At 35.6% G+C, this 20,680-nt stretch carries 24 protein-coding genes; all 24 read left to right on the top strand.

What is annotated here, in order from left to right; translation table 11 throughout:
- Positions 1 to 151 precede the first annotated feature (151 nt).
- The gene (locus tag BUC45_RS11810; RefSeq protein ID WP_296972572.1) at positions 152 to 1,732 is read left to right on the top strand and encodes an MBL fold metallo-hydrolase; all 1,581 of its coding nucleotides are present in this window, start codon (positions 152 to 154) and stop codon (positions 1,730 to 1,732) included.
- Between the two features lie 364 nt (positions 1,733 to 2,096).
- Positions 2,097 to 2,783, top strand: coding sequence for a cell wall hydrolase (locus BUC45_RS11805; RefSeq protein WP_296972570.1), 687 nt, complete (start codon positions 2,097 to 2,099; stop codon positions 2,781 to 2,783).
- Positions 2,784 to 2,917: 134 nt separating this feature from the next.
- A complete protein-coding gene (locus BUC45_RS11800; RefSeq protein ID WP_296972568.1) occupies positions 2,918 to 3,556 on the top strand; it encodes a YigZ family protein in 639 nt (212 codons plus the stop codon).
- A 39-nt stretch (positions 3,557 to 3,595) separates the two neighbouring features.
- Complete coding sequence (nadE, locus tag BUC45_RS11795) at positions 3,596 to 4,321, top strand: NAD(+) synthase (RefSeq protein WP_296972566.1); 726 nt, start codon at positions 3,596 to 3,598, stop codon at positions 4,319 to 4,321.
- Between the two features lie 46 nt (positions 4,322 to 4,367).
- Positions 4,368 to 5,102, top strand: a complete 735-nt coding sequence (locus tag BUC45_RS11790; RefSeq protein WP_296972564.1) for a YebC/PmpR family DNA-binding transcriptional regulator — start codon at positions 4,368 to 4,370, stop codon at positions 5,100 to 5,102.
- An 83-nt stretch (positions 5,103 to 5,185) separates the two neighbouring features.
- The gene (locus tag BUC45_RS11785) at positions 5,186 to 5,743 is read left to right on the top strand and encodes a BofC C-terminal domain-containing protein (RefSeq protein WP_296972562.1); all 558 of its coding nucleotides are present in this window, start codon (positions 5,186 to 5,188) and stop codon (positions 5,741 to 5,743) included.
- A gap of 62 nt (positions 5,744 to 5,805) precedes the next feature.
- Positions 5,806 to 6,306, top strand: a complete 501-nt coding sequence (gene ruvC / locus BUC45_RS11780; RefSeq protein ID WP_296972561.1) for a crossover junction endodeoxyribonuclease RuvC — start codon at positions 5,806 to 5,808, stop codon at positions 6,304 to 6,306.
- Positions 6,307 to 6,308: 2 nt separating this feature from the next.
- Positions 6,309 to 6,890: a Holliday junction branch migration protein RuvA gene (ruvA, locus tag BUC45_RS11775; protein WP_296972559.1), complete on the top strand. Its 582-nt coding sequence runs from the start codon at positions 6,309 to 6,311 to the stop codon at positions 6,888 to 6,890.
- A gap of 12 nt (positions 6,891 to 6,902) precedes the next feature.
- Positions 6,903 to 7,901, top strand: a complete 999-nt coding sequence (gene ruvB, locus BUC45_RS11770; protein ID WP_296972557.1) for a Holliday junction branch migration DNA helicase RuvB — start codon at positions 6,903 to 6,905, stop codon at positions 7,899 to 7,901.
- A gap of 33 nt (positions 7,902 to 7,934) precedes the next feature.
- Positions 7,935 to 9,431, top strand: coding sequence for a SpoIID/LytB domain-containing protein (locus BUC45_RS11765; protein ID WP_296972555.1), 1,497 nt, complete (start codon positions 7,935 to 7,937; stop codon positions 9,429 to 9,431).
- Between the two features lie 36 nt (positions 9,432 to 9,467).
- Entirely contained in the window at positions 9,468 to 10,493 is a 1,026-nt protein-coding gene (queA, locus tag BUC45_RS11760; protein ID WP_296972553.1) for a tRNA preQ1(34) S-adenosylmethionine ribosyltransferase-isomerase QueA, read from the top strand.
- A gap of 16 nt (positions 10,494 to 10,509) precedes the next feature.
- Complete coding sequence (locus tag BUC45_RS11755; RefSeq protein ID WP_296972552.1) at positions 10,510 to 11,151, top strand: transporter associated domain-containing protein; 642 nt, start codon at positions 10,510 to 10,512, stop codon at positions 11,149 to 11,151.
- Positions 11,132 to 12,250, top strand: coding sequence for a tRNA guanosine(34) transglycosylase Tgt (gene tgt / locus BUC45_RS11750; RefSeq protein ID WP_366750264.1), 1,119 nt, complete (start codon positions 11,132 to 11,134; stop codon positions 12,248 to 12,250). The genes BUC45_RS11755 and tgt overlap by 20 nt, the downstream gene beginning before the upstream one ends.
- A 181-nt stretch (positions 12,251 to 12,431) precedes the next feature.
- Positions 12,432 to 12,719: a preprotein translocase subunit YajC gene (gene yajC / locus BUC45_RS11745; protein ID WP_296972548.1), complete on the top strand. Its 288-nt coding sequence runs from the start codon at positions 12,432 to 12,434 to the stop codon at positions 12,717 to 12,719.
- A 91-nt stretch (positions 12,720 to 12,810) separates the two neighbouring features.
- On the top strand, positions 12,811 to 13,194 hold the full coding sequence (locus BUC45_RS11740) for a TIGR04086 family membrane protein (protein WP_296972546.1): 384 nt from the start codon (positions 12,811 to 12,813) through the stop codon (positions 13,192 to 13,194).
- A gap of 71 nt (positions 13,195 to 13,265) precedes the next feature.
- On the top strand, positions 13,266 to 13,415 hold the full coding sequence (scfA, locus tag BUC45_RS11735; protein ID WP_296972545.1) for a six-cysteine ranthipeptide SCIFF: 150 nt from the start codon (positions 13,266 to 13,268) through the stop codon (positions 13,413 to 13,415).
- A 115-nt stretch (positions 13,416 to 13,530) separates the two neighbouring features.
- Positions 13,531 to 14,772, top strand: a complete 1,242-nt coding sequence (secD, locus tag BUC45_RS11730) for a protein translocase subunit SecD (RefSeq protein ID WP_296972544.1) — start codon at positions 13,531 to 13,533, stop codon at positions 14,770 to 14,772.
- A gap of 12 nt (positions 14,773 to 14,784) precedes the next feature.
- The gene (secF, locus tag BUC45_RS11725; protein ID WP_296972542.1) at positions 14,785 to 15,654 is read left to right on the top strand and encodes a protein translocase subunit SecF; all 870 of its coding nucleotides are present in this window, start codon (positions 14,785 to 14,787) and stop codon (positions 15,652 to 15,654) included.
- Between the two features lie 13 nt (positions 15,655 to 15,667).
- A complete protein-coding gene (locus BUC45_RS11720; RefSeq protein ID WP_296972541.1) occupies positions 15,668 to 15,976 on the top strand; it encodes a hypothetical protein in 309 nt (102 codons plus the stop codon).
- A 169-nt stretch (positions 15,977 to 16,145) separates the two neighbouring features.
- Positions 16,146 to 16,730 carry a transcription factor FapR gene (fapR, locus tag BUC45_RS11715; RefSeq protein ID WP_296972540.1) on the top strand — a complete coding sequence of 195 codons (585 nt, stop codon included), beginning with the start codon at positions 16,146 to 16,148 and terminating at the stop codon, positions 16,728 to 16,730.
- Positions 16,731 to 16,752: 22 nt separating this feature from the next.
- The gene (gene plsX, locus BUC45_RS11710) at positions 16,753 to 17,739 is read left to right on the top strand and encodes a phosphate acyltransferase PlsX (RefSeq protein ID WP_296972539.1); all 987 of its coding nucleotides are present in this window, start codon (positions 16,753 to 16,755) and stop codon (positions 17,737 to 17,739) included.
- 17 nt (positions 17,740 to 17,756) lie between these two features.
- Positions 17,757 to 18,737 (top strand): beta-ketoacyl-ACP synthase III, encoded by a 981-nt coding sequence (locus BUC45_RS11705; RefSeq protein ID WP_296972537.1) that lies wholly within the window; start codon positions 17,757 to 17,759, stop codon positions 18,735 to 18,737.
- 49 nt (positions 18,738 to 18,786) lie between these two features.
- Complete coding sequence (gene fabK, locus BUC45_RS11700; protein ID WP_296972536.1) at positions 18,787 to 19,728, top strand: enoyl-[acyl-carrier-protein] reductase FabK; 942 nt, start codon at positions 18,787 to 18,789, stop codon at positions 19,726 to 19,728.
- 15 nt (positions 19,729 to 19,743) lie between these two features.
- Entirely contained in the window at positions 19,744 to 20,679 is a 936-nt protein-coding gene (fabD, locus tag BUC45_RS11695; RefSeq protein WP_296972535.1) for an ACP S-malonyltransferase, read from the top strand.
- The last annotated feature ends 1 nt before the right edge of the window (position 20,680 follow it).

Genomic DNA, 20,680 nt, shown 5'->3' with positions numbered 1-20,680 from the left:
CAGCGGTAGAGCATTCGGCTGTTAACCGAAGGGTCGTAGGTTCGAATCCTACTCGAGGAGCCATATTTATACTCGATATTTTGATAATCAAATAGTTTAAGGTTTAAAATAATACATTTACTAAATCAAATAAAAGATGGAGTGGGTAGTCTTGAAAATATCATTTCATGGAGCTTGCAAAACTGTTACTGGTTCATGCTATATGATAGAAACTGAGGACACCAAATTATTACTAGATTGTGGCATGTTTCAAGGCTCAAAGGATTTAAAGGAACGAAATTACGGGGAGTTCAATTTTGCACCAAATGAAATTGATTACGTGATACTTACGCATGCTCATATAGATCATAGCGGGTTAATTCCAAAACTTGTTAAAAAAGGATTTAAAGGAACTATAATTTCTACAAAAGCAACAACCGATTTGTGCTCTATAATGTTGCCTGACAGCGGTCATATTCAAGAGTTAGAAGTGGAGCGAAAGAACAGAAAATTATCAAGGGCAGGGGAGCCTTTAATTGAGCCCATATATAATCATTTAGATGCTAAAAGGTCTCTAATGCATTTTTCGACTTTGGACTATGATTTAAAAGTCGATTTAACGCCTACTATTTCAGTAAGATTTAGAGATGCGGGACATATTCTCGGCTCTTCTATTGTAGAACTATGGATTAAAGAGAATTCTTCTGAAACAAAATTAGTGTTTTCGGGAGATATAGGCAATTTAAATCAACCTATAATTAAAGATCCCACTGTAATTGAAAAAGCAGATTATTTGATTATGGAAACAACCTATGGTAACAGGATACATAAAAATTTAGGAGATAAACAAGAATTATTGCTTCAAATAATTAAATCCACATTTCTTAAAGGCGGCAATGTCATAATACCTGCTTTCGCAGTAGAAAGAACACAGGATGTATTATACTACTTAGGCAAGCTAGATTTAGAGGGGCGTTTGCCAGAATGTAAAATATACGTCGATAGTCCTTTGGCAATTTCTGCCAGTGAAATATTTAGAGTAAGTATAAATTATTTTGATGAAGAAACAAAAGCAGCTTTTGATAAAATATGGCAATCACCTGGAATTTTAAAAAGAATTGTCATGACTCGTTCTGAAGAAGATTCAATCAAACTAAATAACATAAAAACCGGTGCAATAATTATATCTGCCAGTGGAATGTGTGATGCAGGCAGGATAAAACATCATTTAAAACATAATTTATGGCGAGAAGAATCATCCATTGTTTTTGTGGGTTATCAAGCCCCGGGAACTCTTGGAAGGCAGATTATAGACGGTGTAAAACAGGTCAGAATACATGGTGAACAAATCGCTGTAAATGCGCAAATACATAATTTGGAAGGATTTTCGGGCCATGCAGATCAAAAAGCGTTGTTACATTGGTTTGACTCTTTTAAGCAAAAGCCCAAGGAAGTATTTTTAGTCCATGGTGAACCAGAGGGAATGGAAGTATTTAAAAATCTGTTACTAGAAAAATATGATATAAAAGCATATACTCCTGAGTTCAATCAAAGTTTTGATTTGAAACATGGTGAAGTGAAAGCTTATGATGTGCAAGGGCCTTCCGAAAAGGATGCAGCATTATTGTATACCAACATCATAAATAAATTAAGTGAACTATATAGAGTAAATTTAGAGCGTCAAGAGCTAAAACAGCTTTATGAAAAATTAAAAACTATTGAAAGAGTAATACAAGAGAATATTTTAAAATAAATGTATGTATATATAGCTTAAAGAGTCGCAATATAGCATTATCATGTTTCATATTTATGGATAAAAAGTTTGATATTAACCTAGATTACATCAAAAACCATCATGGTAATAACTTAAGCTTTTAAGCAGAAAACTAAACAAGAAGATAATTATGATATAATTGATTTATTGTAAACAAAATACGACATATTTTCCCTACCTATGCGTTTTGTCAAGTCGCTAATCTAATGCTATAATCTTCACATCTCTTCTTCGGTAAAAGACCGATTTGCGGCAAATATGATTCTGTGAAAGCCGCACTTAGTTTCAACCAAATCAGTTGGTTTTTACTAAGATTTGGCGAAAAACAAAAGGAGGGGAAAATATGCGGAAAATAATATTAGCGAAAGCATTGTTGATATCAACATTGTTTTTAATTGTTACACCGGCCGCGATTGCGGCACAATTAGGCGATCGAGTTTTAACGAAGGGTTGTAGAGGACAAGATGTAGCTCAGCTCCAGCAAACTTTAAATAACAAAGGATTTTGGTCGGGATATGCAGATGGCATATTTGGAAACAAGACAGTCGATGCGTTGGTAAAGTTTCAGAAAGCTAAGGGACTAAAAGCTGACGGTATTGCCGGTTTTGAAACATTCCGTGCATTAGGTGTTAATACGTCGTATCGAGGCAGTAATGGTAGATTTTCCACAAAAGATGTAGAACTTCTTGCAAAATTAGTTTATGCTGAAGCAAGAGGGGAGCCTTATTCAGGTCAAGTAGCAGTAGCTGCAACTGTGTTAAACAGGCTAAACAATCCAGCTTATCCCAAGAGCATTCCTGAGATAATATTTCAGGTTGTCGATGGTCATTATCAATACAGCCCTGTGCTAGACGGCCAAATCAATTTAGTTCCGGACGAAACCGCAAGAAGAGCTGTTATGGATGCATTAAGTGGTGTAGATCCTACAGGAGGCGCGATTGCTTTTTATAACCCTAGTAAAACTAGCGACCAATGGGTAAGAAATAGAGCATATGTTACAACCATAGGAAACCATGTTTTTTCGAAATAATAGATAAAAGGGACTTCTAAAAAGAAGCCCCTTTTATTCATATTTAGTGATTGTGTATAGTCCGAAGATTACTTTTATGTTATAATTAACTAGATGCATTTTTAATGTTGTAAGTGCCGAAAGAGGTTATTTAAATGTGCAAAGCTGAATTCTTAACTGTTGCAAAACCTTCTGAGAGTCTTTATACAGTTAAAAAATCCAAATTTATTTCTAATGTTGTACCTATAAAAGATAATGAAGAAGCAGAAGATTACATCAAAAAAATCCGTAAAAAATACTGGGATGCAACTCATAATGTTTATGCTTACGTGCTAGGTTTAAATGATGATATACAAAAGTTCAGTGACGATGGTGAGCCTTCTGGAACTGCTGGTAAGCCAGTTTTGGAAGTAATAAAATCCAATAATATAAAAAACGTGCTAATAGTTGTAACTCGCTACTTTGGAGGTATTTTGTTGGGAGCTGGTGGACTTGTAAGAGCATATAGTGAAAGTGCCTCAAGGGGCTTGAAAAATTCCAGTATAATTAAGAAAATAAGGTGTAACGCATACAAAATAATTACTGATTATAATATGCTGGGAAAGGTGCAGTGGGAGCTAAATCAAAGGAATATTATTATTAACGATATTAACTATACGGAAAATGTACAACTGAATATATATGTTCCGATAATTTATAATATAGATTTAGAACAGCTTATTTCAAATATAACATCGGGTAGTGCATTGATTGAATGGGTCGGAAATTATTATGTTACACAATATGATTTTTAAAATCAGCTTATATTAGAAGCTTTGCAAGGAGTGTTTATATTGGATGTCAATGAATTATGCGATAGTTTAGTAACATGGCTAAAAGAATACACTCAAAAAGCTGGAGCACTAGGAGCTGTTTTCGGTATGAGTGGCGGAATTGATTCAGCAGTAGTCAGCGTGTTGTGTAAAAGAGCTTTTGGCGAAAATACACTTGGTCTTATAATGCCGTGCTACAGTGACAAAAATGATGAAATGGATGCAAAATTAATAGCCGATAAATTTGATATAAAATATCAAACCATCATTCTTGATGGTATTTATGATGAGTTTTTAAAAGTAATGGATAAAAGTGAAAATCAAATGGCTAAAGCGAATATTAAACCGCGCCTGAGGATGATAGCACTTTATTATTATGCAGCACTGAATCATTATCTTGTTGTAGGATCGGAAAACAAAAGTGAACTTACAGTGGGATATTTTACAAAATACGGTGATGGTGGGGCAGATTTATGGCCCATAGGCAATCTTGTAAAAGGTCAAGTAAAAATGCTTGCTGCTTACCTTGGTATTCCACAAAAAATTATTGACAAGGTTCCTACAGCGGGCCTTTGGAGTGGTCAAAGCGATGAAAAAGAGATGGGTATAACTTACGATGAACTGGACAGATATATTTTAACAGGTGAAACTATAAACCCTGAAATTAGAGATCGAATAAGAACATTATATATAAAGAGTGAACACAAACGAAGACTTGCCCAGATACCTGAGTTTAAACTCAATTAATAAATATTAATTACTTTTTGTGAATTAAGTCAAAGGGGGAACTAGTATGTCAGGACATTCTAAATGGTCAAATATTAAAAACAAAAAAGCTAAGATGGATGCTCAAAAAGGGAAGATATATACAAGATTTAGCAAATTAATTATAGTAGCTGCGCGCGAGGGCGGTCCAGACCCGAATACTAATTCGCGACTTAAGGATATAATTGAAAAAGCTAAGCAGGCTAACATGCCTAATGATAATATTGAAAGAGCAATTAAAAGAGGAAGCGGAGAGCTTGGTGGCGCCGATTATGAGGAAATTATGTATGAAGGATATGGTCCGGGCGGTGTTGCAATTTTAATTGATGCTACTACAGATAACAGAAATCGAACTGCCGGAGAGATGAGACATTTATTTGATAAGCATGGTGGAAATTTAGGCGAGACAGGCTGCGTTGCTTGGATGTTTGAAAAGAAAGGATTAATATTAATCGAAAAAAAAGACGATACTGATGTTGAGCAGATAATGATGCTGGCTATAGACTCAGGTGCAGAAGATGTTGAAGAGCTCGAAGATTCTATTGAGATAACTACAAGTGTTGAAAAATTTGAGACAGTAAAGAATTATTTACAAGAGAATAACATAGATATTTTCTCTGCAGAATTATCATTCATACCAAACACAACTGTTACCCTGCCTGAATCGGAAAGTGAAAAGCTGGAAAAGTTGTTAGAAATCCTGGAAGAACATGACGATGTTCAAAATGTTTATACGAATTATGAACCTGAAGAACAATCCTAATAGTAAGTAATAAATACTATAATTGTATAATTATGTATTAACTGGGCATACTATTCATCTGAAGAGTTAAAGGAGGAGTACGTATGCCCAAAAGTATTTTTAGGTATATTATTATAGTACTTTTTATAATTGTGATAGGTTTTAGTTACGGGTATTTCAAGACTTTCTTTTCCTTTAAACCGCCTGATGAAAGTCATAGTCTTGATTACTTAGAACAAAATGTATCAGATATACCTGAAATGAAGCTTAATGCAGGTGCAAAATTGATATATATTACTTATTATGTGATATGTGGCGATGAGGTGGTTGAAGAAAAATATATTGATGATAAATATATAAATTGCACAAAAACTGAATTACAGCAGAACGAAAAAGGCTGGGAGATTTTTAGCTTTACACCTGATGAAGTTAAATTAAAAAGGGAAATAAACGATATTTGCGATGACCATTACTATATCGGTGTACAAAATGGATATGTATCACTTTTTCAAGGTATTCCAGGGATAAAGTCGACTCTTGTAGAACAAACAGATATTATTGCAGATACTTTAAGAGAAGATGACAGAGCAATTCTAGAAAGAGGTCTTGTTATTAAGGACGAACAGGAATTTTTAAAAATTAGAGAAGGTTTAACAAATTAATAGTTTTTATAGTCAAGAAGGATATTCACCCTTAGATGTAGAATTACACTAAGGGTGATTTTATGTTGATTATGGGAGTTGATCCAGGTATAGCCATAAGCGGATATGGAATTATTTCTAATGAGCAGAATAATTGTTATGTCGTTGAATACGGAGTAATAAGAACACCACCAAAATTTTCTATGCCTTATAGATTAAAGCAAATACATGAAGGCTATCTTGAACTCATACAAAAGTATAAACCTGATGTTGTAGCTGTTGAAGAATTGTTTTTTAATAAAAACGCAAAGACAATAATTTCTGTAGGACAAGCACGCGGAGTGGCGGTTTTGGCTGCAGCATTGTCGAAAATTGAGGTTTTTGAGTACACTCCATTACAAGTAAAGCAGGCGGTTGTTGGTTATGGTCATGCAGATAAACGGCAAGTTCAGCAAATGATTAAAGCCAGTTTTAATTTAGAAGAACTACCCAAACCCGATGATGCTGCCGATGCTTTGGCAGTAGCTTTATGCCACATGAACTCATATAAACTTCAAAATATAATGGATGGAAGAAGATTTTAAGTATGTTAGATTATTTAGAAGGTTTATTAGTTCATGTTGAACCTAACTTTGCCATAATTGATATAGGTGGTTGGGGCTTAAAGCTAAACATTTCAATGTTCACTTACAATAAAATAAAAACTGGGCAGGGTAATAAATTAAAACTTTATACGCAAATGGTGTTAAGAGATGATGCTGTGGAGCTATTTGGTTTTTTTGATGTAGTTGAAAGGCAAGCCTATGTGCTTTTAAATAAGGTTTCTGGAATTGGCCCCAAAGCAGCAATTTCTATTCTATCGTTGATGGATGTTGCACGATTAAAAACTAGTATATTATCTGAAGATGTCAAAGACCTTGTAAAGGTACCAGGTATTGGCAAGAAAACGGCACAAAAAATCATAATCGAATTAAAAGACCGTATAAAAGACTTACCCGTAACCTCTGATGAAGGCAAGTATAATTCTATTATTGAAGCAAGAGAGGCACTTATTTCTTTGGGCTTTAATCCTATGGAAATACAATTAGTTTTAGATGAGGATTCGGTAAAAAACAATGATTCTGTAGAAGATATCATAAAATCTGCACTGAAAAAACTGTCAAAGTAAAGGGTGGAAAAATTGGACGATAGAATTGTTACTCCGGCTTTGAAAAATGATGAGGAATTAGAATATGAAAAAAATATAAGGCCACTGAGTTTTAATGAATACGTTGGTCAAGATCGTGTAAAGGAAAACCTTCAAGTTTTTATAAAGGCAGCTTTAATGAGACGTGAAGCTTTAGATCACGTTCTTTTATTTGGACCGCCTGGACTTGGAAAAACAACCTTAGCCTACATTATAGCCAGGGAACTAGGTGTAAATATAAGAATAACCTCGGGGCCTGCTATAGAACGGGCGGGAGATTTGGCGGCAATTCTTACGAATCTGGGGAATAGGGATTTACTGTTCATCGATGAAATACATCGACTTCATCCTAGTGTTGAAGAAATACTATACCCCGCCATGGAAGACTTTGCATTAGATATTATGGTGGGCAAAGGACCTAGCGCTCGATCTATGAGGCTGAACTTAAGCCCTTTTACCTTAGTAGGTGCTACTACTAAGGCAGGGCGATTAACATCACCTTTGAGGGATCGCTTTGGTATGAGTTTGCATTTAGACTTTTATAAAATATCAGATCTGGTAACAATTATAAAAAGGTCTGCTGCACTTTTAAAAGTTGATATCGAGCAAAAAGCTGCTGAGCGGATAGCATTATGTTCCAGAGGAACGCCAAGGCTTGCAAATAGGTTGCTCAAGCGTATCAGGGATTTTGCACAGGTCCGAGGAGATGGAGTAATTACGATGGATATTACAGAAGAAGGATTAAGGCTTTTGGAAATTGATTCTCACGGTCTTGATCAAAACGATCGAAGATTGCTTTTGACTGTTATTGACAAATTCGGTGGAGGCCCCGTAGGTATTGAGTCGATTGCAGCCGCACTTAATGAGGATGTTTCAACAATTGAAGATATTTATGAACCTTATCTTATTCAGGAAGGTTACATATTCAGAACAGCAAGAGGCCGAATTGTTTCAGATAAGGCATATGACCATCTTGACAAAAAACGTGAATAATTAATTTTCCTGGGAGGAGGCAGTTATTAAAAAATGAGAAAGTATTTTTTATTATGCCTTATGATTTTTATCATATGTATAAGTATCTTAATACCCATCAAGGGACAAGCAATGTATCTTATTCCAGATAAAATAAGAGTAGGCCTTTATTATGACAGCTCAGCACGCAGTTCATATGAATTATATTCAGCCGGTGGGTTTAAAGTAGGATTTAGGACAGATCAAGCAGCAATAAATCTTCCTGATAGGTTATTAGAGGTTTGTAGCGCAAATTCAATAGATTTTGTGCCTAAAAAAAATAATATAAGAGATAAAAACAGTGCCTTAGAATATGCATCACAATTGGCACAGATGGGTATTGAAAGTTATCTGCTTTTTGATGATGACTGGTCGGTTTGGATTAGAAGTTCAAATAAAACTACAACTTCAAGTAATTTTGATTTAATGGTAGTTAAAGGAGATTCTCAAAATCCAGGGCTTATTTTCCCTAATACGATGGATAAACCGATATTTTTAGCAAGCAATGACACGACAAGTCCAATATCAATTGAAGGTCGACAATATCGTGGCATACTTGAGATGGCGCTGATTTCAGGAAAAAGTATTCAAGTAGTAAATGAACTTGAATTAGATGAATATTTATATGGTGTTGTCCCTGGGGAGATGCCAACAAGCTGGCATATGGAAGCTTTAAAAGCCCAGGCAGTAGCAGCTAGGACTTATGCGGTTGCAAATCTATCTAAATGGCAAAACTATGGTTTTGATGTTAATGCAAGCTCTAGCGATCAACTTTATGGCGGTTACGATGTTGAAGATGTCAGAACCAACCAGGCAGTTGATGAAACAAAAGGGCAAATTATCCTTTATAATGAAAACCCTATCACCGCTTTTTACCATGCCGATAGTGGTGGAAGGACAGAAACATGTAAAGATGTTTTTGGCTTAGATTTACCGTATTTACAATCGGTAGATGATATAGTCGATGTAAATTCTCCATATTCAAATTGGGAGATACACTTATCAGCAAATGATATCAGCGAGCGTGCAAGATCCGCTGTACAAACTGTAGGTGAAATTAATGAAGTCTCCATAATTGAAAGCACTTCAGCTGGTAGAGTCAAGAAACTGTTGGTGAAAGGCAAGTCGGGAGAAGTTATAATTGAAAACAGCAATATAAGGAATGTGCTTCAATTAAAAAGCAATTTCTTTAATATTTCAGGAGGAGCAAAACTTGATGTTGTTTCAATAACTGGAGACGGAACAAAGAAAAATATTCAGTTAAATGGGAAAAATGTTATAGCACAGGAAGGGTTAAACCACATCTCGACGGGGTATGCTTCTATTGCAGGTGCTAATTTATTTAGAAATATTAATCTTAATACCACCGCCAATACATATATATTCTATGGCCACGGCTATGGGCATGGAGTAGGAATGAGCCAGTGGGGAGCTAAGGCAATGGCAGAAAATGGGTATAATTATATTGAGATTTTGTCACACTATTATACAGGTGTTGAAATAGCATTATAAACATTAACTATAGCAGTTTTAGAAAGAAGTGTAAAAATGAAGCTCGAAGATTTTGACTTTGATTTGCCGGAAGAACTAATAGCTCAAGAACCGATAAAAGACCGCTCAAAATCTAGATTGTTGGTTTTAAATAAAACTACCGGAGAGATTGAACATAAAATTTTTGAAGATGTAATTAACTACTTTGAGCAGGGTGATTGTTTGGTATTAAATGATACCAAAGTTATACCTGCTAGATTAATTGGATACCGTAAAAAAACTAATGGCAAAGTTGAAGTAGTGCTTTTAAAGTCTATTGGTAGCGATACATGGGAAGTTCTAGTAAAACCAGGGCATAAAGCTCGCATAGGTGATGAAATTATTTTTGGCGACGGCCGTCTAATAGCTAAGATAGTTGACAATACTGACTTTGGGGGTAGAATTGTTAAGTTTCTTTATGATACTTCTTTTGAAGAGATTCTTAATGAGTTAGGTCAGATGCCTACACCACCTTATATTAAGAAGAAATTACAAGACAAAAACCGATATCAAACTGTATATGCTCAAGTTCCAGGATCAGCTGCTGCTCCGACGGCAGGGTTACACTTTACGGAAAAACTTTTAGAAAAAATAAGAGAAAAAGGTGTTTCAATTGCTTTTATTACACTTCATGTCGGTCTTGGAACTTTCAGGCCTGTAAAAGTTGAGAATATCGAAGAACATAAAATGCATGCGGAATATTACGAAATAAGCAAGGAAACTGCAGAAGTAATAAATTCTACTAGACAAGCTGGCAGAAAAGTGTTTGCAGTTGGCACCACTTCGACCCGAACTCTGGAGACAGTTGCCGATGTAAACGGACAGATAAAGCCCGGCAACGGATGGTCCGACATATTTATCTATCCGGGCTATAACTTTAAAGCCGTAGACGGCCTTATAACCAACTTTCACCTTCCTAAATCGACACTTATAATGCTTGTCAGTGCTTTCGCGGGAAGGGAAAAAATTTTAAAAGCATATAAAGAGGCAGTAAATGAGAAATATAGATTTTTCAGTTTTGGTGACGCGATGTTAATAATTTAAGATAGGTTGTGTAAAAATGAAAATATCCTCCAGGATTGCAAAGGCTGTTATTATATTAGAAGCTATATTGGCATTCTTGCTTGCCATTGGTGTCGTTATCGGTTCTACTGATATTTTAAGATATTTTAAAATTATATATTACACGCCCCCAATGGAAACATTTCCGGTATTACAAACTTTTTTAGGGCACATCCTTACATTGGTAATTGGCTTAGAGCTTGCTGTGATGCTTGTTAGGCATACTCCTTCAAGTGTAATTGAGGTTTTACTATATGCAATAGCACGCAAAATAATAATTGAATCTAAAAACATGTTTGATATAGTTTTAGGAATAGTTGCTATAGGTGGTTTGTTTTTTATTAATAAATATTTCGATCCGGCAAGAACTTTTATTACAGACATAAATATTGTTAACCCTGCTACTCTTGTTAGTGATTTAAACAAAAAGTTAAAAGTTAATATTCCTGAAGACCTTGGCAATACTATAGGTGGTGTTGTAGTAAAAGTTTGCCAAGAAAGCGGTGAAAAGCTGATAGAGGGTAAGAGTCTAAGAATTGCTGATGCCGAAATCACTATCCTAGCTATGGACGGAGAATTAATCAGAGAATTAAAGGTAATAAAGTGCGAAGAAAAGGATGATTTACACTATGAAATTTAATGTTTTAAAAAAGTCTGCAAATACTTCAGCAAGATTAGGAAAACTTGAAACCCTCCATGGAAGTTTTACAACTCCGGTATTTATGCCTGTTGGCACACAAGCTACTGTTAAAACCATGACTCCAGATGAACTAAAGGAAATAGGTGCAAAAATAATATTAAGCAACACATATCATTTGTATTTAAGGCCGGGTCATGAACTTATCAGAGAGGCAGGAGGCTTACATAAGTTTATGAATTGGGACGGTTCTATTTTAACAGATAGTGGAGGGTTTCAGGTTTTTAGCTTGGGAGAATTACGAGAGATAAATGAGGAAGGAGTAACTTTTCGCTCACATATAGACGGTTCGATTCACTTTATTGGTCCTGAAACATCCGTAGAAATACAAAATGCTCTCGGCAGCGATATAATGATGGCTTTTGATGAGTGCATTCCTTATCCCGCTACTTATGAATACGTTCTAAGGTCTGTTGAAAGAACTACAAGGTGGGCCGAAAGATGTCAAAAGGCGCATAATAACATAGATACTCAGACATTGTTTGGAATTGTTCAAGGTGGAGTTTATAAAGAATTAAGAAGAAAAAGTGCCATGGATATAGTGTCACTTGGATTTGAAGGTTATGCAATTGGTGGGCTGAGTGTAGGTGAACCCAAAAAAGAAATGTATGAGATGTTAGATTTTACAGTTCCACTTCTACCTGACGATAAACCAAGATATTTGATGGGAGTTGGGACACCGGAGGATTTATTTGAAGGAGTTATTAGAGGCATAGATATGTTTGATTGTGTCTTACCTACGCGCATTGCTAGACATGGTACCGTATTTACGAAAAAAGGAAAACTTGTTGTTCGAAACGCAGCTTATGCCAGAGATTTTACGCCGCTTGATCCAGATTGCGATTGTTATGCGTGTAAAAACTTTACTCGCGCCTATATTCGCCACCTGATTAATGTCGGTGAGATACTAGGTATCAGGCTGACTACGATACATAATTTACATTTCCTTGTAAGCCTGATGCAAGATATACAAAAAGCAATTGAAGGCGGTTATTTACTAGAATTGAAGGATGAGTTTTATGCAAACTTTGGAATATTATAACAGGTGTAAGATTAAATATTTATATAAAAACGAAAAAAGCAGCTAAATAATGGTGCATAATAAAACTGATTTTTAAAAATAATTAATGTCAAATTGCCGGAATAAAAAGGATTTCTTATTTCTACATAGAACTAAATAAATATCTAAATACATATTTTAATTGAAAGGATGGAATCAAAAAATGAATACAGCAACATTTATGCAGCAATTTGGGCCGATTATAATTATTTTTGCAATTTTTTATTTCTTGATAATTCGGCCACAACAAAAGCGGGAAAAAGAGCGCAGAGATATGCTTTCGAGTTTGAAAGAAGGTGATGATGTTATAACGGTAGGGGGCATATATGGCAAAATTCTCAACATAAAAGATGATATAATTACCCTTGATGTTGGTGATAAGATAAAAATAAAAGTGACAAGAACGGCTATTGGAAATGTATTAAAGAAAAGAGAAAAAACTGAAGATTAATCAAGGTGATAAAAAGCAAGAGAAAATCTCTTGCTTTTTATCATATTATACCTCTTTTTAAATAGATTATAATAAAGGGAGGTAGATTGATATGAAATCATCAGCAGATAGCAAAAAAATAGACTTTATAAGAATCTTAAAAGGTGTTTTTAGAGCGTATTTATTTACCTTATTTCTATTTTTAATATTAGCCGTATTAATATATTTCACGAAGGTTTCTGAAAGCATTATTCCAAAAGCTGTGGTTATTATAAGTGCTGTTAGTATTTTTTTAAGCGGCATTGATGTGACCAGGAATATAGATAGCATGGGATGGCTGCATGGGGGTTTAATAGGCTTTTTGTATATTGCGATTTTATTGATTTTAAGTTCTTTAATCATGCCATCATTTTACTTTAAATGGGATATCGCAATTGACCTTTTTCTAGGGTTTCTTACGGGAGTATTGGCAGGTATATTAGGAGTCAATATTTAATTTGTCTTTTCAACACTAGCATTTTATGCTATAATATTTTAAGATTATAGTAATGGAAGGAGAAACTAATAATGAAACACATAAAACCCTTACATAAAGGTTGCTTAAACAAAAAAGAAGATCTTATGTACAAAGGTTGTGGAGAATGTCAATCTTCGTGCCAGTCAGCATGTAAGACCTCATGCACTGTAGCCAATCAGGTATGTTCCAAGGAAAAATAAAGGGCCTGTAAGGCCCTATTTTTTGTGTGCATAATTCAAGTTTATTGACAAGTAAATAAAACCAGATATATAATTAAGATTGCATCAACGTAAAGAATGGGGGAAAAAACCTAAGATGAATTCAAAAACAAAAAGCCTCATAAAAATTGCCGCTATAGTCATTGTTGCAGCTATTTTAGCATATGCGACACTATGTGGTTTCCAAATAGCCGGATATAAGATTATCCCTATAAAAGAATCCATAAAACTGGGCCTTGATTTGCGAGGTGGTGTGTCGGTCCTACTTGAAGCTAAGCCAAAGCCTGGTGAAAAAGTAACCGATGAAAAAATGACAGGAGCGGAAAATGTTATACGTAGTAGAATCGACCAACTGGGAGTTACAGAGCCTGTTATAGTAAGGCAAGGGAATACCAGGATTTTAGTAGAGCTTCCAGGAGTGGAAGATTCGCAGCGGGCGTTAGAAATTATTGGTAAAACAGCATCACTTCAATTTGTTGGGCCTGACAATGAGGTTATTCTGACAGGAGATAACGTCAAGGATGCAAAAGCAGTTTATGGCCAGCAGAATGAACCAATGGTAAGCTTGAAGTTTGACTCTGAGGGTGCAAAAAAATTTGCTAAAGCAACAGAGAAATATTTAAAACAGCCTATTGCTATAGTATTGGATGAACAACTAATATCGGCTCCAACTGTCCAAGATGTAATAACAAACGGTGAAGCGGTTATAACCAATATTCAAAGCATTGAAAATGCTGCAGAATTAGCTGCACTTATAAGAGCCGGTGCATTACCCGTTGATCTTGAGCAACGTCAGGTAATGACTGTCGGTCCTACTTTGGGTGCTGATTCGCTGAATAAAAGTTTAAAAGCCGGTTTAATCGGAGTAGTTTTGGTTTTCTTGTTTATGCTGTTCTATTACAGAATCCCTGGCCTGGTAGCAGATTTTTCTTTATTGGTATATATAATGCTTGTATTGACAATTTTTTCAGCAATAGGTGCAACATTGACATTGCCGGGTATTGCAGGTTTTATCCTTTCGATAGGTATGGCTGTGGATGCAAACGTATTAATTTTTGAAAGAATGAAAGAAGAATTGAGAAATGGTAAAACTTTAAGAGCTGCAGTAGATGCTGGATTTCACCGGGCTCTTACCACAATTATTGACTCAAACATAACTACAATTATAGCAGCTATTGTTCTTTTATATTTTGGAACTGGGCCGATAAAAGGCTTTGCAGTTACTTTGATAATAGGTATTGTAGTTAGTATGTTTACGGCAATAACCGTAACCAGGGTGATATTGATAAATTTGGTTAATACGCGGTTATTTACAAACAAAAAACTTTTTGGCGTATAAGAGGTGGAAAAAGTGAAAGTATATAAGATAATAGAAAAAAAACATATATGGTTTGGTATTTCCCTCGCAATAATCGCTCTGGGTCTTGTGTTCATGGTAATGCGTGGCTTTAACTGGGGTATTGACTTTACCGGTGGCAATATGCTGCATTTTGACATCCATCAAACTTATGAATTGTCAGAAGCAAGGAATGTTTTGGAAAAACTTGACATAGATTTTGAAGCTAAAAAAGCTGGTGACACAGGGCAGGAGTTAATAATAAAGACAGTTGATTTATCAAAGGAAATGCAGGATGAGATTCTTGATGCATTAAAGCAAAAATGGCCGGATACTAAGCTAGTAAGGGCTGAAACTATTGATGCCATCATTGGCAAAGAATTACAAAAACAGGCTGTTATTGCTTTGATTATAGCAAATATAGGAATGCTTATATATATAACCTTCAGATTTGAATTCAATTCGGCGTTAGCCGCAGTTTTAGCATTATTACATGATGTTTTGATTGTCTTAAGTTTTTATGCGATTTTCTACATTCCGGTTGACAGTACAATTATAGCAGTAATTCTTACTATAGTAGGATATTCTATAAATGATACAATAGTTATTTTTGACCGGGTCAGAGAAAATCTTAAAAATATGAGAAAAGTTCCCTTTGAGGAAGTAGCTAATCTCAGCATTTCTCAGACCATAACAAGGTCTGTAAATACTTCGCTGACTACGCTTTTAACCATTACGGCCTTATTTTTACTAGGCGGTGAAACGATAAAGGATTTTACATTAGCATTGATTGTTGGTATAAGTGCCGGAACATACTCTTCAATATTTATTGCAAGCCCCTTATGGTCAATGTTTAGAGGAAAGCTCAAAACAGCAAAAGCGTAAGTGAGGTGAAACAATGTTAAAACAAATACTTTATGCAGGAATTGGCCTTGCTACCGTTACAAAAGAAAAGGCTGAAGAAGTAATTTCAGAGCTTGTTAAGAAAGGTGAAATGTCACAAGAAGAAGGAAAAGATGCTTTGAATACTCTCATGTGCAGGATGCAGGAGGAAAGCGAAAAATTAAAGCAAAAAATCAATGAACAGGTTGATAATGCAATTACATCTATGAATCTTGTCAAAAAGACGGAGTTAGATGAAATCTTACAAAGAATTGCTGAATTAGAAAAACAATTGGATGAAATCCAAAGCCAAAAAGAGGTTTAAGTTTAAACCTCTTTTTGGCTTTATTTATTAATTTATTTTTAAAGTAGATAGGTTAGGTTCAAAAAATATATGATTTAATTTTATAAATTGTAAACTATTGATTTTTAAATTAATATAATATATACTATTAGCATCTGCTCTTAAAAACAACTAATATTGGGGTGATTTATTGTCAAAAAGAGGGTTATCAAAAAAAACAAGGCAAATGCTTCTTATTAAAACAATTGCCGAAGACCCTTTTTTAAATGATGAAGAGTTGGCAGAAAAATTCAATGTAAGCGTACAGACAATACGCTTAGACCGGATGGAATTAAAACTACCTGAGCTCAGAGAAAGGATTAGGGCAGTAGCTGAAGATAACTATGCCAAAGTTCGATCTATTGATGTAGCCGAGATAGTTGGGGAATTAGTGGATCTTGAATTGGATAAAAGAGGAATATCAATTTTAGAAACAACGAATAAGATGACTTTTGGAAAGACGAAGGTTATAAGAGGTGACATAATTTTTGCTCAAGCTAATTCTCTTGCTATAGCTACAATTGATGCAAAGGTTGCATTAACAGGAGTTGCTAACATCAAATATAAATTGCCGGTCTATGCAGGCCAAAAACTTGTAGCTAAAGCAGAAGTAACAAGGGTCCGAGGAAATAAGAAATTCGTTTTTGTCAGGACATATGTTAAACAAAAAGAGGTTTTTAGAGGCAAATTTATCCTTGTATCCCTTGAAGCAGAGGATAACAATACTGATATATAGATAAAGGAGGCAGCGACAGTAATTGAAAATTTTAGTTGATGCAATGGGGGGAGATCATGCTCCTGAAGAGATAGTTAAAGGTGCTATTGACGCTTCAAATAATCCGGATATAGAAATTATTTTGGTAGGCAATGAAAGCAAGATAAAACCTTACTTGCAAGCATCTAAAAAATCTATTGAAATAGTAAATGCTGAAGAAATAATTACATATGACGAGCAACCTGTAGCTGCTATTCGAAAAAAAAAGGATTCATCCATAGTTAAAGGGCTAAGACTATTAAAGGAAGGTAAGGCTCATGCAATGGTATCGGCGGGTAGCACTGGAGCATTAATGGCTGGAGGATTATTTATTTTAGGCCGATTAGAAGGTATTGATAGACCAGCTATTGCTACTCTGTTTCCCACTGCTAAAAATCCGGTTCTACTGTTGGATATTGGAGCAAATAGTGAGGTGAAATCCAAAAACTTGGTTCAATTTGCCATAATGGGAAGTATCTATTCGGCTGAAATTTTAAATAGGAAAAACCCAAGCGTGGGCCTGATGAATATAGGTACCGAAAAAGAAAAAGGTAATTCAGTGATAAAAGCGGCATATTCTGATTTGAACCGGTTAGAAAATATTAATTTCGTTGGAAATATAGAATCACGAAATATATTTGACGGTAATGTTGATGTAGTAGTTTGCGATGGTTTTACCGGAAATATATTTTTAAAGACAGTAGAAGGATTTGGAATGTATATATTCAAACAATTAAAACAGGAAATAAAAAGCAATATCGTGTATTCGTTGGGTGCAGCGTTGATGAAACCGGCAATAAATAAAGTTCGAGCGAGCATGGACTATTCCGAACATGGTGGAGCCATGTTTTTAGGTATTGATGGAGTACTAATTAAATGTCATGGCTCTTCAGATAGAAAGGCTATTGCAAATGGTATTAAAGCTGCTTGCAGATTTGTCGAAGCAAACATCAGTGAAAAATTGAAGCAAAACCTCGAAGTGACCTTATAAAAGGAGAAATAATTAAAATGAGAGCTGGAATTATTGGAATTGGTTCTTATGTGCCAGATAAAGTTATATCTAATTTTGACCTGGAAAAGATTGTTGACACATCTAATGAATGGATTATTGAGAGAACTGGGATATCTAATAGGAGAAAGGCTGATTACAATATTTGTTCTTCGGATTTAGGAGCTGAGGCAGCAAAATTGGCTATCAAAGATGCTAATTTAAAACCTGAAGATATTGATTTGATTATTTCAGCTTCCTCGAGTCCGGATAGAATATTCCCTGCTACAGCTTGCATTATACAAAATAAAATTGGTGCAAAAAATGCTGCTGCACTAGATATTCAAGCTGCTTGCAGTGGATTTATTTATGCATTGACTACTGCGACCCAATACATCATGGCGGGACAATATAAAAATGTTCTTGTAGTTGGAAGTGAAGTGCTTTCAAAGCTAACTGACTGGGAAGATAGAAATACCTGTGTGCTATTTGGTGATGGTGCCGGTGCGGTTGTTTTAAGCGAAGTCGAGGCTGGAGGAGTGTTAGCTAGTATTTTAGGTGCAGATGGCGGTGGGTCAGAACTTCTTGAATTACCGGCCGGGGGTACGAAGGAGCCCGCCAGCTTCGATACAATAGAAAATCGCAGGCATTATATAAAAATGGAAGGCAATGAAGTATTCAAATTTGCGGTTAGAATTTTTGAGGATTGTACCAAAAAAGTTATTGAAAAGTCTAACCTTTCATTGGAAGACATAGATTATATTATTCCACACCAAGCCAATATAAGGATTATTGAAGCAGCTATAAAACGACTAAAGTTTCCACGAGAGCATGTGGTAATAAATCTAGACAAATATGGAAATATGTCGTCTGCATCCATTCCGGTAGCACTAGACGAAGCTTTTCATACTGGAAAAATAAAAAAAGGGCACAAGATAGTATTAGTAGGATTTGGAGCCGGATTAACATGGGGTGCAAACCTTATCGATTGGAGTTTGTAAAATCGGAGTAGTAAAATAGAAACGGCTGTGATGCCTAGGAGGAAATAAAATGTTTGATACTAGAGTTTGCGATTTACTGAATATCAAATACCCCATAATACAAGGTGGCATGGCTTGGGTAGCAACGGCAGAACTTGCAGCAGCAGTGTCAAATGCTGGAGGGCTTGGAATAATTGGAGCTGGTAGTGCTCCGCCTGAATTTGTCAGAAATGAGATAAAAAAAACTAAAAATCTTACAGATAGACCTTTTGGCGTTAATGTTTATTTTATGTCGCCATATGTCGATGAAGTTATAAATGTTATCTTGGAAGAAAGAGTGCAAGTAATAACTACAGGTGCCGGAAATCCTGGCAAGTACATCTCTCGATTAAAACAGTCAGGTACCAAGGTAATACCGGTTGTTTCATCAGTGGCGTTGGCGCGTAGGCTGGAAAAGTCTGGCGTAGATGCTTTAATTGCCGAAGGCATGGAATGTGGCGGGCATATAGGCGAATTAACTACTATGGCGATGGTTCCTCAGGTAGTTGATGCTGTCAAAATACCAGTTATTGCAGCCGGCGGAATAGCAGATGCAAGAGGATTTGTTGCTGCTTTGGCCTTGGGTGCTGAAGGCGTCCAAATGGGTACTCGCTTTGTATGTGCAAAAGAATGCACAGCAAATAAAAATTTTAAAGAAGCAATAGTTAAGGCAAAAGATAGAAGCACGGTAATAACTGGAAAAACTACTGGGCATCCAGTGAGAGTTTTGAAAAATAAATTAACCAATCGCTTCGAAGAACTGGAAGAAAGATGTGCTTCGATTGATGAATTAGACGAACTTGGCAGTGGTAAGCTCAGATTAGCAGTTGTTGAAGGAGATGTTGATAATGGCTCTGTAATGGCAGGCCAGATTTCCGGTTTGATTAAGGATATAAAACCTGCTGCGGACATTATAAAAGATATTATTATGGATGCTGAAGATTTAGTAAAAAGACTACATAATTTAATTTAACAAGGAGGTTACCGCGTGGGCAAGATAGCATTTATTTTCCCGGGGCAGGGTGCACAAAATGTTGGTATGGGTAAAGATTTGTATGATCAGTTCCCTATAGCACGTAGAATATTTGATGAAGCTGATGAATCCTTGGGAGAAAAGATATCAGAGATATGCTTTAATGGTCCGGATGAAAAATTACAAGAAACAATTAATACACAACCGGCTATTTTAACACATAGTATAGCATGTTTTTCCATATTAAAAGATAAAGGGATTATGCCGGATATAGTTGCAGGTTTAAGCATCGGTGAATATTCTGCACTGGTTGCCGCTGAGTCTATAGAGTTTAATCAAGCAGTACCATTAGTGCAAAAACGTGGCAAATATATGCAAGAAGCGGTACCTCTTGGAGAAGGAACTATGGCTGCTATTTTAGGCCTTGAAAGAGAAGAAGTATTGCAAATTTGCGATATTGCTTCAGAGGAAGGAATAGTCCAGGCAGCCAATTTCAATTGTCCAGGTCAGATAGTTCTGGCCGGTGAGGTTAAAGCAGTAAAGAAAGCAATTGAGCTAGCAAAAGCTAGAGGGGCAAAAAAAGCAGTAATACTTGCTGTTAGTGCGCCGTTTCATTGCAGTCTGCTTAAACCAGCTGCTGATAAGTTAGCAAATGAATTAGATAAAGTTAAAATAATAGATGGTAAAATTCCGGTAGTTTCAAATGTTAATGCTGAGATTGTTAGAAATAGCTGTGAAATTAAACAGCTACTTATAAAGCAAGTGTTTTCTCCTGTATTTTGGGAAGACTGTATTCGATGTATGATAGACTATGGTGCTGAAATATTTATTGAGGTAGGCCCGGGTAGGGTATTAAGTGGATTTATGAAAAAAATAAATAAAAGCCTGACAGTTTTAAATGTGGAAGATGTAGAATCGCTCTATAAGACGATTAATTATTTTGGAGGCTGAG

The organism is Tepidanaerobacter sp. EBM-38 (genome assembly GCA_001896545.1).
Taxonomy (GTDB): Bacteria; Bacillota; Thermosediminibacteria; order Thermosediminibacterales; family Tepidanaerobacteraceae; genus Tepidanaerobacter.
This window is presented reverse-complemented; position numbering and strand designations above follow the sequence as displayed.

What these genes read in the sequence shown, in the direction of transcription:
- BUC45_RS11800 (WP_296972568.1), top strand. Translation starts at nt 2,918, where the DNA reads ATGTGCAAAGCTGAATTCTTAACTGTTGCAAAACCTTCTGAGAGTCTT.
- queA (WP_296972553.1), top strand. Translation starts at nt 9,468, where the DNA reads ATGAAGCTCGAAGATTTTGACTTTGATTTGCCGGAAGAACTAATAGCT.
- BUC45_RS11740 (WP_296972546.1), top strand. Translation starts at nt 12,811, where the DNA reads ATGAAATCATCAGCAGATAGCAAAAAAATAGACTTTATAAGAATCTTA.
- fabK (WP_296972536.1), top strand. Translation starts at nt 18,787, where the DNA reads ATGTTTGATACTAGAGTTTGCGATTTACTGAATATCAAATACCCCATA.
- BUC45_RS11790 (WP_296972564.1), top strand. Translation starts at nt 4,368, where the DNA reads ATGTCAGGACATTCTAAATGGTCAAATATTAAAAACAAAAAAGCTAAG.
- yajC (WP_296972548.1), top strand. Translation starts at nt 12,432, where the DNA reads ATGAATACAGCAACATTTATGCAGCAATTTGGGCCGATTATAATTATT.
- secD (WP_296972544.1), top strand. Translation starts at nt 13,531, where the DNA reads ATGAATTCAAAAACAAAAAGCCTCATAAAAATTGCCGCTATAGTCATT.
- BUC45_RS11765 (WP_296972555.1), top strand. Translation starts at nt 7,935, where the DNA reads ATGAGAAAGTATTTTTTATTATGCCTTATGATTTTTATCATATGTATA.
- BUC45_RS11755 (WP_296972552.1), top strand. Translation starts at nt 10,510, where the DNA reads ATGAAAATATCCTCCAGGATTGCAAAGGCTGTTATTATATTAGAAGCT.
- ruvA (WP_296972559.1), top strand. Translation starts at nt 6,309, where the DNA reads ATGTTAGATTATTTAGAAGGTTTATTAGTTCATGTTGAACCTAACTTT.
- BUC45_RS11805 (WP_296972570.1), top strand. Translation starts at nt 2,097, where the DNA reads ATGCGGAAAATAATATTAGCGAAAGCATTGTTGATATCAACATTGTTT.
- BUC45_RS11785 (WP_296972562.1), top strand. Translation starts at nt 5,186, where the DNA reads ATGCCCAAAAGTATTTTTAGGTATATTATTATAGTACTTTTTATAATT.
- scfA (WP_296972545.1), top strand. Translation starts at nt 13,266, where the DNA reads ATGAAACACATAAAACCCTTACATAAAGGTTGCTTAAACAAAAAAGAA.
- BUC45_RS11720 (WP_296972541.1), top strand. Translation starts at nt 15,668, where the DNA reads ATGTTAAAACAAATACTTTATGCAGGAATTGGCCTTGCTACCGTTACA.
- BUC45_RS11705 (WP_296972537.1), top strand. Translation starts at nt 17,757, where the DNA reads ATGAGAGCTGGAATTATTGGAATTGGTTCTTATGTGCCAGATAAAGTT.
- ruvC (WP_296972561.1), top strand. Translation starts at nt 5,806, where the DNA reads ATGTTGATTATGGGAGTTGATCCAGGTATAGCCATAAGCGGATATGGA.